8 protein-coding genes and 2 pseudogenes are annotated in these 12,945 nt (G+C 70.7%); 5 read left to right on the top strand and 5 right to left on the bottom strand.

Features of this window, described 5'->3' with window-relative positions; genetic code table 11:
* Positions 1 to 2 precede the first annotated feature (2 nt).
* Complete coding sequence (locus tag KUTG_RS21300; protein ID WP_043719009.1) at positions 3 to 1,031, top strand: chitinase; 1,029 nt, start codon at positions 3 to 5, stop codon at positions 1,029 to 1,031.
* Here KUTG_RS21300 and KUTG_RS21295 read toward each other — a convergent pair.
* Positions 1,028 to 1,804, bottom strand: coding sequence for a VOC family protein (locus KUTG_RS21295; protein ID WP_052395174.1), 777 nt, complete (start codon positions 1,802 to 1,804; stop codon positions 1,028 to 1,030). The genes KUTG_RS21300 and KUTG_RS21295 overlap by 4 nt on opposite strands.
* Before the next feature lie 294 nt (positions 1,805 to 2,098).
* Here KUTG_RS21295 and KUTG_RS21290 point away from each other — a divergent pair, with 294 nt between their 5' ends.
* Positions 2,099 to 4,477, top strand: a complete 2,379-nt coding sequence (locus KUTG_RS21290) for an ATP-dependent helicase (RefSeq protein WP_369794494.1) — start codon at positions 2,099 to 2,101, stop codon at positions 4,475 to 4,477.
* Complete coding sequence (locus KUTG_RS66385) at positions 4,428 to 5,282, top strand: RecB family exonuclease (protein WP_369794493.1); 855 nt, start codon at positions 4,428 to 4,430, stop codon at positions 5,280 to 5,282. The genes KUTG_RS21290 and KUTG_RS66385 overlap by 50 nt, the downstream gene beginning before the upstream one ends.
* Here KUTG_RS66385 and KUTG_RS61555 read toward each other — a convergent pair.
* The gene (locus KUTG_RS61555; RefSeq protein ID WP_052395166.1) at positions 5,267 to 6,301 is read right to left on the bottom strand and encodes a PucR family transcriptional regulator; all 1,035 of its coding nucleotides are present in this window, start codon (positions 6,299 to 6,301) and stop codon (positions 5,267 to 5,269) included. The genes KUTG_RS66385 and KUTG_RS61555 overlap by 16 nt on opposite strands.
* Positions 6,302 to 6,702: 401 nt before the next feature.
* Entirely contained in the window at positions 6,703 to 7,896 is a 1,194-nt protein-coding gene (locus KUTG_RS21280) for a YncE family protein (RefSeq protein WP_043719008.1), read from the bottom strand.
* A 188-nt stretch (positions 7,897 to 8,084) separates the two neighbouring features.
* Between KUTG_RS21280 and KUTG_RS21275 the strand changes: the two are divergent.
* Positions 8,085 to 11,480: pseudogene (locus KUTG_RS21275) on the top strand (ATP-dependent helicase).
* A 36-nt stretch (positions 11,481 to 11,516) separates the two neighbouring features.
* Here KUTG_RS21275 and KUTG_RS21270 read toward each other — a convergent pair.
* Entirely contained in the window at positions 11,517 to 12,071 is a 555-nt protein-coding gene (locus tag KUTG_RS21270; RefSeq protein WP_052395164.1) for a hypothetical protein, read from the bottom strand.
* Between the two features lie 72 nt (positions 12,072 to 12,143).
* Positions 12,144 to 12,512, bottom strand: a complete 369-nt coding sequence (locus KUTG_RS21265; RefSeq protein ID WP_043719007.1) for a DoxX family protein — start codon at positions 12,510 to 12,512, stop codon at positions 12,144 to 12,146.
* A 167-nt stretch (positions 12,513 to 12,679) separates the two neighbouring features.
* Here KUTG_RS21265 and KUTG_RS61550 point away from each other — a divergent pair.
* Positions 12,680 to 12,945, top strand: a pseudogene (locus KUTG_RS61550) (ion channel); the annotation flags it as partial.

The raw sequence follows: 12,945 nt of genomic DNA, 5'->3' as shown, positions 1-12,945 counted from the left end.
CGATGACCATTCCCCCTGCCCGCCGCAAGGCGCTGATGGTCGGCGGTGTGATGGCGGCGGCTGTCACGATCGGCATGGCGACGATGTTCGGCGCCAGCTCGAACGACGCCAACGCCGCCTCGAACAACAAGATCGCGCGCCCGGCCGCGACCTCGGCGATCACCGTGGCCCCGTACGTGGACATGGGCCTGTCCGCGGACAAGCTGTCCCAGTTCGCCAGCGCCGGCGGCATCAAGTCGTTCAGCCTCGCGTTCGTCACCGCGAGCGGCTGCAAGGCCAGCTGGTTCAACGCCCACGCCATCTCCGACGGCTTCGGCCTCGACCAGATCAACAAGGTCCGGGCCGCGGGCGGTGACGTGAAGGTGTCCTTCGGCGGCGCCACCGGCACCGAACTCGCCCAGGCCTGCACGGACGTGAACCAGTTGGCGGCGCAGTACTCCTCGGTGGTCAAGGAGTACAAGCTCACCCACATCGACATGGACGTCGAGGGCGCGGCGGTGGCCGACAAGGCCTCGATCGACCGCCGGTCCAAGGCGCTTGCCCTGGTGCAGAAGCAGAATCCGGGAGTGAAGGTCTCGCTGACGCTGCCGGTGCTGCCCACCGGCCTCACCGCCGACGGCCTGGGCGTCGTCAAGTCGGCCAAGGCCGCCGGCGTGGCGATGGACGTCGTCAACATCATGGCGATGGACTTCGGCACCGCCGAGAAGGACATGGGCGCGCGGGTCATCCAGTCCGCCCAGAGCACGGAGAAGCAGCTCAAGACCATCTTCACCGGGCTGTCCGACGCACAGGCGTTCAAGATGCTCGGCATCACGCCCATGCTCGGCGTCAACGACACCCAGACCGAGGTGTTCAGCCTGGCCAACGCCAAGGCCGTGGTGAACTTCGCCAACCAGCAGCACGTCGGTTACCTCGGTTACTGGGAGCAGAGCCGCGACGCCAACGCCTGCGACGGCGCGCTGTTCCAGTGCACCAATGTGCCGCAGAAGGCGTTCGACTTCGCCAAGGTGTTCGCCGGTTTCAAGGGTTAGTCGTCGTACGGGTCGTCGGCCAGTGAGCCGTACTCGGACTCGTCGATGTCGTCCGGGTCGATCACCGCGAACCGGGTGCCGAGCGGGTCGGCCAGCACGGCGACCCGCCCGAGCGCCGACCGGTACGGCTTGAACCGCAGCCGGGCCCCGAGCCGCCGGGCCAGCGCGACCGTCGCCTCGAAGCCCAGGTCGGGGTCGACCGCGAACTGCGCGATCCACCGGGCCGGCACGTCTTCCGGCGTGCCCAGCGCCATCCGGACGCGGGCGAGGACCGAATCCTCGCCCGCGTACCAGACCATGTGGTCGAAGCGGCGGCCGTCGCCGAACTGCTTCTGGCCGTAGTCGAAGACCGCGCCGAAGAACCGGTCGGCCAGCGTGGCCCGCCACGTGACGAGCTCGGCCCACACGAGCGAGCCGGGCACGCCGGCGGTGAAGTGGTGGCCGTCGCCGCACTCGCACAGGCCCACCGCGGTGCCGGTCGGGTCGAGCAGGATCGCCTTGTCGCCCTGGCGATCCGCTATTCGGCCACCGTAGCGGGCGGCCAGCCGGGCGGTCGCGTCGATGTCCGGCGTGGCCAGGTACGGCGTCCAGCCCAGGGCAGGTTCTGTGGCCCGTCGGACCCCGGCGACCGGTTCGCCGAACAGGGTGGCGGTGGCGCCGTCGAACTCCCAGCCGAACAGTCGGCCGTAGAAGCGCGCGGTGGCGTCGGGGTCGGGTGTGGCGATCTCAAGCCAGCACGGGCTGCCGAGGGCCGGCTTCGTGATGACGGACATGGGGTCGCCTCCTCACTGTGGGGAAGGTGCCTAGCCTTGAGTATGTCATTACGAAGTCTTTACCTACAAGCCGGAGAAACGATCGGCTGAGTCGGCGACTGGCTCGTCGGAGTCGCGAGGCCGCGCTGGTGCCTGGACCGTCGCCGGATTTCACCCGCCGCCACCCAACGCACCCACCCGAGCCGATGCGGCGGGTTAAATCCGGCCAGGGAAGGCACCGGTCATGAGCGGCCGAGCCGCGACGCCGAAGGCGGCGCCATGTAATTGTCGGACCCTCGTGGTTCTATCGGTCACGTGGCACGCAGAAGCACTCCGCTCGCCCTGGTGCGCCGGCCGGCACAACCGCCGCCTCGGCCGCGCTGGGACGCGACCGCGCGTCGGGTCATCGATCGCGACGGCGGGCCGCTGAGGGTGCTCGGCGGCCCCGGCACGGGCAAGACCACGCTGCTGGCCGGCGTCGCGGCGGATCGCGTCCTGAACACGGGAGTGGATCCGGACAGCGTCCTCGTGCTGACGTCCAGCCGGAAGGCGGCGGTGGCGCTGCGGTCGCAGATCACCCGCCTGCTCAAGGATCGAGGCCCGTCGCGTACGGCCCGTGAGCCGCTGGTCCGGACCGTGCACTCCTACGCCTTCGCGGTGTTGCGCCTCGTGTCCACAAGGGAGGGTCTGCCGCCGCCGCGGTTGCTGGCCGGTCCCGATCAGGACGCGATGGTGCGGGATCTGCTCCTCGGCGACATCGAGGAGGACGCCCGCTACTGGCCGGACAGCCTGCGGCCGGCGCTGGGCGTTCCCGGCTTCGCGGGCGAGCTGCGGGACCTGATCCTGCGCGCGGCCGAACGTGGCCAAGGGCCGGAGGACCTGGTGCGGCTGGGGCGCACGCAGGCAGTGCCGGAGTGGACCGCGGCCGGCACCTTCTGGCACCAGTACGAGCAGGTCACGCTGCTGGCCGGCAGCGAGGCCCAGGAGTCGGCCGCCCCGGCCTACGACGCGGCGGAGCTGGTCTCCAGCGCGTTGCTGGCCTTCGACCTCGACTCCGAGTTGCTGGCCGACGAGCGGGCGCGGGTCCGGTATCTGCTCGTCGACGACGCCCAGCACCTCGACCACCAGCAGTTCGCGCTGATCAGGGCGCTGGGTGCGGCGGCGCACGAGTTCATCGTGGCCGGCGACCCGGACCAGGCGATCTTCTCCTTCCGCGGCGCGGATCCGACGCTGCTGACCGATCGCGCCGACGGCCCGGTCGAGGTGCTGAAGGTCGATCACCGGATGGCGCCGGAGATCCGCAAGGCCATCAGCCGCCTGCACGCCCGACTGCCGGGCGCGGGCCCGCAGCGGGAGCTGCTGCCCCGGGAGGACGAGGAACGCGGCAGCGTGCAGATCCGGCTGCTGGCTTCGGCGGCGCAGGAGGCGACGTGGATCGGCGACCAGCTCCGCCGGGCGCACCTCCTGAACGAGGTGCCGTGGTCGGAGATGGCGGTGGTGGTGCGGTCGACGGTGCACTCGCTGCCCGTGCTGCGCCGGGCCCTGCTGGCCGCCGGGGTGCCCCTGGCGGTGCCGGTCGACGAGCTGCCGCTGGCGCAACTGCCTGCGGTGCGGCAGTTTCTGACGCTGCTCCGCTGCGCGGACGACCCGACCCTGCTCGATCAGGACACGGCCGCGTACCTGCTCGAATCGCAGCTCGGCGGCGCGGACACGTTGGCGCTACGGCGTTTGCGGCGCGGCCTGCGCCGGCTGGAGCTGGCCGCCGGCGGCGATCGTTCCAGCGGCGAGCTGCTCGTGGACGTGATCAACGACAACGACCTGTTGATCGCGCTGGAGGACAGCGAGGCCACCCCGGTCCGTCGCATCGGCACCCTGATGCGGACGGCCCGAAAGGCCATCGAGGCCGGCGCGAGCGTGGAACAGGTGCTGTGGCAGCTGTGGAAGGACAGCTACCTCGAACAGCGCTGGACCGCGCAGGCTACTCGCGGCGGCCCGACCGGCGCGCAGGCCGACCGCGACCTGGACGCCATCGTCGGCCTGTTCGACGCGGCCGCCCGCTACGTCGACCGGCTGCCGGCCGCGAGCGTCGCTGGTTTCGCGGATTACCTTACGGCGCAACAGATCGTCGGTGACTCGCTGGCGCCGACGGCCCCGCTGGGCGAAGCCGTCACGGTGATCACCGCACACGCGGCGGCCGGTCGCGAGTGGACGGTCGTGGCCGTGCCCGGCGTCCAGGAGGGGGTCTGGCCGGACCTACGCATGCGCGGCACTTTGCTTGGTGTGGAACGAATGCGAGACCTGCTGGACGGCGTGATCCCCGGTGACGTGGTGTCGGCCACCGCGCCGCTGCTGGCCGAGGAACGCCGGCTGTTGATTCGCCGCCAGCCGGGCCAAGCGGACGTTGCTGGTCAGCGTCTTGCGTGGCGAGGACGAACAACCGTCACGGGGCCTCGACGAGCTGGATGGTTTTTTTTTTCGATCCGGAGGCGGCGGTCCGCCCGGTGTTCACGCCGCCACGCGGGCTCGTGTTGTCGGAGCTGGTGGGCGAGCTGCGCCTTTTTGTGCTGCGACGCCGAAGCGGAGCCCGGCAGCCGCCGCCGGGCGGCCGCCCAGCTGGCCCGGCTGGCGGCAGCCGGGGTGCCGGGTGCCCCATCCCGGCTCCTGGTACGGGCTGCCCGAGGTGTCCACCGATAGTCCGTTGTGGACGGACGAGGAGACGGTCAGCGTCTCCCCGTCGACGATCGAGGTGCTGTCCAAGTGCCCGCTGCGCTGGATGGTGGAGCGGCACGGCGGCGAGGACCCGGCCCAGCTCGCCTCCATCACCGGCACCCTCGTGCACGCGCTGGCCCAGGCTGCGGCCAGCGGCGTCGAGCGGCTCGAACTCCAGGTCCGGCTGGACCAGGCGTGGGCGGCGGTCGACGCCGGCGCACCCTGGTTCTCCCGCCGGGAACGCAACCGGGTGCAGAAGATGCTCGACACGTTCATGGCCTGGTTCGAACGCAGCCGCAGCGAGCTCACCCAGGTCGCCGTCGAGCGGGACCTGTCGGTGCAGGTGCCCCGGCAGGCCGACGGGCCGTGGCTGCGGGTGCGGGGCCGGGTCGACCGGCTGGAGGTCGACGAGCAGGGCCGTCCCGTGGTCGTCGACATCAAGACCGGCAAGCAGCCGGTCAGCAGGGACGACGCCCAGGAGCACCCCCAGCTGGCGGTGTATCAGCTGGCCACCCAGCTGGGGGCGTTCGAGGAGCTCGGGCTGAGCGAGGAGCCGGGTGGGGCCCGGCTCCTCTACGTGTCCAAGGAGGACAAGAAGACCGGTGCGGCGGAACGGGTCCAGGCGCCGCTGGACCCGGACTCGTCCAAGGTGTGGCTGGCCACGGTGCAGGAGGCGGCGTCCTCCTGTGTCGGGCCCGAGTACACCGCGACCGAGAGCCCGGACTGTCCGCGCTGCCCGGCCCGGACGTCCTGCCCGCTGCACGAGTCCGGTCGTCAGGTGGGCGAATGAGAGGAGGTGGCGCTCAGGTGGGAACCGTTGCGCCGTGAGGACTGTGGCGGCGATGCCGTCTCCGAGGCCGCCCAGGCCCCGGTCGACCGGATCCAGGTGTCCACGGCCCAGCGCCAGCGCAGCGCCTCGGCCAGCGAGCCCTCGGGTGGGCTGAAACCCGTCAGCTCGCCCAGCCGCCGCAGGCGGTGCTTCACGGTGTTGGGGTGCACGTGCAGGGCCAGCGCCGTGGCGTCCACCCGGCCGCCGTGGTCGAGGTAGGTCAGCGCGGTCGAGGCCAGCAGCCGGTGGAACTCGTCGGTGCCGGCGAGACCGGCCAGCAGGTCGTCGGCGAGCATGCGGCCCATGGCCGGGAAGCCGTCGGTGACCAGGTCGACGGCCAGCTCGGTGAGTCGCACGGCTCCCGCGAGGCCACGGCAGCGGCCGGTCTGCAAGGCCGCCCGGCACGCCTGGTACACCGCGCCGAAGTCCTTGGGCAGCACCGGGGGCGTCACCACGGCCAGCACGTCGGCCACCGGCGACAGATCCGGCAGCTGCACGGCGACGCCGCACACGAGACCGTCCACGGTGACGCAGAACGTCTCCGCCAGCACCGCTTCCGCGCGGCGGGCCTGACGTGGGTCGCTCACGTCGGCCAGGACCACCTGGTAGTGCCGGTCCTCGGCGAGGCCGGTGTTGACCACGCCGGTCACCGGCCCGCCCTTGAGCAACTCGCGAAGGGCCTGGACCCGGGCCGCCTGGGCGGTGCGGGCCAGCCGCAGCTCGGTCTCGCGGTAGGCCTCCACGAGCCGGTTCTGCAGCTTGTTGGCGTAGCCGTCGAGCTCGAGCAGGGCCGACACGAAGTCGTCGGCCAGCATCTCGTGCTGGCGCAGGCGGCCGCCGAGCTCGCGCAGCACGTGCGCGCGCCCGGTCTGGAAGCCGGCGAGCAGCGCCGAGAGCGGCACGCCCTGCAGAGCCCGGTCGGTGGCGAGCCGGTCGGCGGCCTCCACGCCCAGTCCGGTGGAGTCGATGAAGGCTGTCACTTGCTTATGAAGGCTATTTGCGTTCCCCCCGCTGCTCTGTCGGCCTACGCGCACCTTAGTCAATACACCTCAAGAACTGAACAACAATGGTGTGGTTATCGGTAAACAGATATTTCGGATGATTTCTCCACGCGGTGAACAAAGAAAGTTTGAGACTGATGGTCACGATAAGTTCGCAGAGCGTGCATTCTACGGTCGTCAAAAGATACACTGAGGGGAGTACCAAATCGATGAACGGGGGCATCTGTGTACTCCAGCTCTTGACCGTACCGTCACAGTATGAGACTGTGCTCGCACCTCGGTGACGACGCCGTCGAGCACGTCCGGGTCGGCGCGCATCTGCTCCATGATGCGGCGCAGAGTCGCGCGCCCGGCCGTTTCCTCAGTGGTCATGACCGGCCTCAAGACAACGATCCGAGCACACCCGGGTCGACCTTGGACACCCGCTCGCGCTGGGGGAACGTGCCGACCGGCACCCGGGCGACCTCGGTCCCGGTGCGGTAGTCGACGACCGACACCGCGTTGGCCTGGCTCAGCGACACGTAGCAGTAGTTGCCGTCGGTGCTGGTCTGGCCCCAGTAGGGCAGGCTGTTGGTCGGGTAGTTGACGAAGGCCTTGTCCACCAGGCCGTCGGTGTTCACCAGGGCCACGTAGTCGTCGATGGTGCCGACGTCGCACAGCGTGCGGCCGTCGCCGGACAGGGCCAGGCCGTGGTGGGCCGAGTTCTTCGGGTAGTCGTCCGGCTTGAGCGACTTGGCGTGGTCGCTGAGCGGCTGGTTGACCGTGGCCACGATCTTGCCGGCGTTCAGGTCGTACTTCACGAAGCCGTTGAGGTAGGACAGCTGCGCGTAGAAGGTGTTGCCGTCCGGCGCGACCAGGTTGGGCCGGATGCCGTGTGGGAACGACCAGGTCTTGACCACCTGCATGGTCGAGGCGTCGATCTTGGTGAGCTGGAACGCGCCCTTGGCCCACTCCAGCGACTGCGGCAGCGAGACGTTGCCGATGCTGGAGTTGTAGACGTACTTGCCGTCGGCCGAGTAGTCGTTCTGGTGCGGGTAGTTGCCGGTGGGGGCGGAGTTGACGATGTGGCCGGTGGCCGTGTCGATGAACTGCGCCTTGTTGGCCGTGGTGGCCGACACCACGAAGCGGGTGCCGTCGGGGGACAGTGCGGCGTGGTCGGCGTGGAAGCCGTCCAGCCGCGTGTGCCACAGCTCCTGTTTGGTCGCCAGGTCGAAGGCGGCGACGTCGTCGAGGTTGCCGCGGGAGACGATGAGCCGGCGGCCGTCGGGGGTCAGGGTCGCGTCGTCGACGAACCGGTCGCCGCCCTCGATGCCCTTCACCGTCTCGTACCCGATGCGTTGGATCGGGTCCATCTCGTTGATGCGCTGCTGCAGGTCGGGGATGACGCTGAAGCTGCCCAGGTTGGTGAAACCGTTTTCGTCGATGAAGCTCACCGACCCCGTCTGGCTGTTGCCCACGAGGAGCACATCCTTCAGGGCGGTGACGTGCGGCGTTGCAGGGCTGGCACTGGCCGCGGGGGCGGCCACGGTGGCCGCGGCAACCGCGGCGGCCAGGAGGATGCGCACGGTCGGCATGAGCTCAGTCTGGTGAAATCCGCGTGACCCAGATAGACGCGACCGGACCAATGTGAAACTTCTTCATTGTCGACGGCGGACAACGCTGCGCCGATCGGCCGCACGGCCGGTGGCTCTTGGTCCCCGGTTGTGCCGATCGGCCGTACGGCGGGTCTGTTTCGGTCGCTGAGGTGCGACGACCTAGCGTGGTGTCCGTGCAACTGGTCAGCCCGCAGGAGGTGGCGGCCGCGCTCGGGCTGCCAGCGCCGACGGATGAGCAGGCGGCGGTGGTGGCGGCGTCGGCGCAGCCGGCGCTGGTGGTCGCCGGGGCGGGCGCGGGCAAGACCGAGACGATGGCCGCCCGCGTGGTGTGGCTGGTGGCAAATGGCCTGGTCACGCCGGATCGGGTGCTTGGGCTGACCTTCACCCGCAAGGCGGCGAGGCAGCTCGGCGAGCGAATCAGGGCTCGGCTGAGGCGGCTGGCCGGGTCGGGCCTGCTGGATGAGCTTGACCCCGGCGGCGACAGGCGGGCGCTGGTGCTGGCGACGGAGCCGACCGTCCTCACCTATCACGCCTACGCGGGTCGGCTGGTCGGCGAACACGGACTGCGGCTGCCGGTGGAGCCCGGTGCCCGCCTGCTGACCGGCACGGCGTCGTGGCAGCTCGCGCACCGGGTGGTGGCGACGTGGACCGAGGACCTGGACACGGACAAGGTGCCGGCGACGATCACCGGCTACCTGCTGTCGCTGGCCGGTGAGCTGGCTGAGCACCTGGTCGAGCCGGACAAGATCCTGCGGCACGCGGAGTGGATGCAGCGGATCATCGAGTCGGCGCCGAAGGGGCCGCGGCAGCGGGCGGAGATGCCCACGGCGCTGCGGGAGATCATCACGGCGCAGCGGTTCCGGGTCGCGATGCTGCCGCTGCTGGAGGCGTACCAACTGCGCAAACGCAAGGAGGCGGCGCTCGACTTCGCCGACCAGATGGCGCTCGCGGCCCAGCTGGCCAGCGGTTTTCCCGAGGTCGCGGCCGGCGAGCGCGAGCGGTACGGGGCGGTGCTGCTGGATGAGTACCAGGACACCGGCCATGCCCAGCGCGTGCTGCTGCGGTCGTTGTTCGGCATGGGCGACCCGATGCCGGTCACGGCCGTTGGCGATCCCGCACAAGCGATCTACGGCTGGCGCGGGGCCAGCGCGGCCAACCTGCCCCGGTTCACCACCGACTTCCCGCTAGATTCTCTTGTGGCCGAAAAACGGCCCGCGCCGAAGTACGGGCTGCTGACCAGCTTCGCAACCCGCCCGAGGTGCTGGCCGTGGCCAACGCGCTGTCCGGGCCGCTGCGTGCCGCGGGCCTCGACGTCGACGAGTTGCGGGCCCGGCCCGGGGCCAAGCCGGGTGACGTGCACTGTGCGCTGCTGCCGGACGTGCGCTCCGAGGTCACCTGGCTGGCCGACGAGCTCGCCGCGCGGTGGGAGACGCAGTACGACGCCACCGGCCCCGCCGACCGCCGCCGTTCTGGTGCGCCGCCGTGCCGACATGGGCGCCATCGCTCACGCCCTGCGTGAGCGTGGATTGCCGGTGGAGGTCGTCGGTCTCGGCGGTCTGCTCGACGAACCCGAGGTGCGCGACCTGGTCAGCGCCCTGCGCGTGCTCATCGAACCCCTCGCCGGCACGGCCGCCGCCCGGCTGCTGTCGGGTTCGCGTTGGCGCCTCGGCGCGGCGGACATCGCGGCGTTGTGGAAGCGTGCCGGGGAACTGGCCGGGCGGCAGCGTCCGAGCAGCGGTGACGACCCGTTGGCCGCGATCACCGACTCGCTGCCGGGCGAGCACGCCGAACAGGCCGGACTGGTCGACGCCATCGACGATCCCGGCGAACCCGAGCGCTACTCGGAGGCCGGCTACAAGCGGATCCGCCGTCTCGGCAACGAGTTGTCGATGCTGCGCCGCCGGCAGGACCAGCCGCTGCCCGACCTCGTCGCCGACGTGGAACGCACGCTGCTGCTCGACATCGAGGCGACCGCCCGACCCGGCCGCGTCGGCCGGGCCCACCTCGACGCCTTCGCCGATGTCGTCGCCGACTACGCCTCGGCCAGCCCGTCCGCCACCTTGCCGTCCCTGCTGGACTACCTGCGCACGGCCGAGAACGCCGAGGACGGCCTCGAACCCGGCGAGGTCGAGGTGGCCGAGGACCGCGTGCAGATCCTCACCATGCACGCCGCCAAGGGGCTGGAGTGGGAGATCGTCGTTGTGCCGCATGTGGTCCGCAACGTCTTCCCCGGCCCGCGCAAGTCGTCCTCGTGGCTCAAGAACGTCACCGAGCTGCCCGCCGACCTCCGCGGCGACAGCCAGGACCTGCCCCGCCTCAACCTCGCCGGCGCCTCCAACCGCAAGGAGGTCGAGGAGGCCATCGCCATCCACAACGAGGAGTTCGAGGAACGGCGCCTGGTCGAGGAGCGGCGCCTGTGTTATGTGGCCCTGACCCGGTCGGAGCGAGTGCTGCTCGTGTCCGGGCACTGGTGGGGCGAGACCGGCGAAAAGCCCCGTGGCCCTTCGGATTTCCTCGACGAGGTGCACGCCGTCCTCAGCACCGGCGACCGCCCGCCCGGCATGGTCGACGAGTGGGCCCCCGCCCCGGCCGAGGACGAGAGCAACCCGCTGGTCGCCGACGTTCGGACCGCCCGCTGGCCCGTGGATCCGTTGGCGTCACGGCGTGAGGCCGTCGCCGAGGGCGCCACGATGGTCCTCGCGGCGCTCGCCGACCTGGCCGACGCCGAGCGGGAAGCGGCGAAGGCCCCGCATACGGAAAGCCTTGCGGACGAGGAAATCCCACCCGTGCAGGAACACTCGGCTGAACCGTGGGACGAGGAGATCCCGCCGCCCGAGGAAGAGGATTGGTGGGAGGAAGAAGTCCCGCTCGACACTGAAGACCCCGAAGGCTGGGCGGCCGACGTGGACGTGCTCCTCGCGGAGCGGGAAGCGGCGAGGAGCCGGCGGGAGCTGGTGGCGTTGCCGGATCAGCTGACGGTGAGCCAGCTGGTGGAGCTGGCGGAGGACCCGGACGCGCTGGCCCGGAGGTTGCGCAGGCCGCTGCCGTTTCCGCCGAATCCGCTGGCCCGGCGGGGAACGGCCTTTCACTCCTGGTTGGAGCAGCGGTTCAAGTCCAACCGGCTGTTCGACCTGGACGAGCTGCCCGGGGCGGCGGACGACGTCATCGGGCAGGAGACGGATGCCGACCTGGCGCGGCTGAGGGAGGCGTTCCTGTCCAGCCAGTGGGCGGACCGGGTGCCGGCGGATGTCGAGGTGGCGTTCGAGACGGAGGTGGACGGCGTCGCGGTCCGGGGGCGGATGGACGCGGTCTACGCCGACCCGGACGGGGGCTGGACGGTGGTGGACTGGAAGACCGGGGCGGTGCCGACGGAGGACAAGCTGCCGGCGCTCTCGGTGCAGCTGGCGGCCTACCGCCTGGCGTGGGCGGCCCTGCAGAACGCGCCGGTGGACAAGGTGCGGGCGGCCTTCCACTACGTGCGACACGACCACACGCTGAGCCCCGCCGACCTGCTGGACGCCGACGGCTTGAAGCTCCTGCTCAGCACAGTGCCCAGAGCCTGAACCGCGAGTCCCGCTCTCAGGCAGCCATGTGTCGAGTCACGGCAGCTGCTCGGCGCCGTCCCAGTGCTGGAGCAGCATCGCCCCGGGCGCGGTGACGTGGGCGTACAGGACCTCCAGCAGCCAGCGGCTGAAGGGCGAGGGGCCGAACTCGCTGGCCCGGTCCTCCGGCGCCACCTCAAGGCGGGCCGGCCCGTCGTCGCCGGCGCGGACGAGGCCGACGCCGTAGTAGTCGAGCTCGATCAGCGGCCACGGGTCGTAGTCGCTGCTCTCGGGCACGAGCACGGCACACGGGGCGAGGGTCATCAGCGTGCCGCACGCCTCCAGGGCCTGCTCCACGGTGGACTCCGTCACCAGGATGCCGACGAGCTCCACGGCCGAGACCGGCACCACGTCGTGGAACGCCGGCTCGAACCAGGAGTGGAACCAGGACGGGTCGGGCGCGGGCGGCCAGCCGTTCTCGGTGCGCCAGCGGTGCACGTCCGCGCGCAGCCGAACCACCGCCGACACCCGTTGACCGAGCACGGCCACATCCGAGATCACCGTGCCCCGCCAGCCGAGGGCGGACACAGCGTGCTGGGTTCGCGACTGCACGCGATCATCCTATGGTCAGGGTCGCCGCGGCGACAGAGCCTTGCAGATAGCCAATTGCAGGAAACATACGGCTCAGGGTGCCGAACGGCTCACCCGCAGCGCCCAGATCACCAACGGAACCTGCAGCGGAAGGCGGGTGAGGGTGGCCAACCTCTCGCCCCTGGACCGGCCACGGGCGTCCAGGGCCATCTTGACGTTGGCCGGGAAGACGGCCGCGAACAGGACGGCCGCGGCCAGCCCGCCCAGTCGGCGGGTGCGCGGCGTGACGATCGCGGCGGCCACCGCCAGCTCGGCGACGCCGGAGATGTGCGTCCACGTCCGGGCCCGGCCCGGCAGGACCGTCGGCACGATCCGGTCGTAGGGCTTCGGATGGGCGAAGTGGCTCACGCCCGCGACCGCCAACAGGGCGGACAACGCGAGCGCCGGACGGGGGGATGTCATGGACCGAGGGTGCCACGTTGGGTCCCTTCGCGGCGGGGCAGAACGGGTCCTAGCTGGTCGAACGCGATGTGGTGGGGAAGTTACCACTATCGGCTCATGATCGGTTGAAAAGTTACCTATCCGGGGGAGGTGATCACCGCGTCGGCGGCCCGTTACCCTGCGGCAGCATGAGCAGCAGTGTCGACGGCCTCGCGGACCGTCCGGGCCATGCAAAAATCAGCGTGGTGCGGGTGCCGGCAACCGGCGGCAGCCCGATCCGGACCGTCACCCGCCGCCTGGTGTTCGCACTGCTGGCGCTGGCGGTCACCGTGGTCATCGTCTACCTGGACCGAGGCGGCTACCGCGACGCCAACGGGGCCACCAAGGGAAGTGAGCCTGGTCGACTGCCTCTACTACGCGACGGTCTCGCTCACCGCGACCGGCTACGGCGACA

It is taken from the genome of Kutzneria sp. 744, assembly GCF_000568255.1.
In the GTDB taxonomy this organism is placed as follows: Bacteria; Actinomycetota; Actinomycetes; order Mycobacteriales; family Pseudonocardiaceae; genus Kutzneria.
The sequence above is the reverse complement of the archived record's forward strand: the minus strand, read 5'-3'. Positions and strand labels throughout refer to the sequence as shown.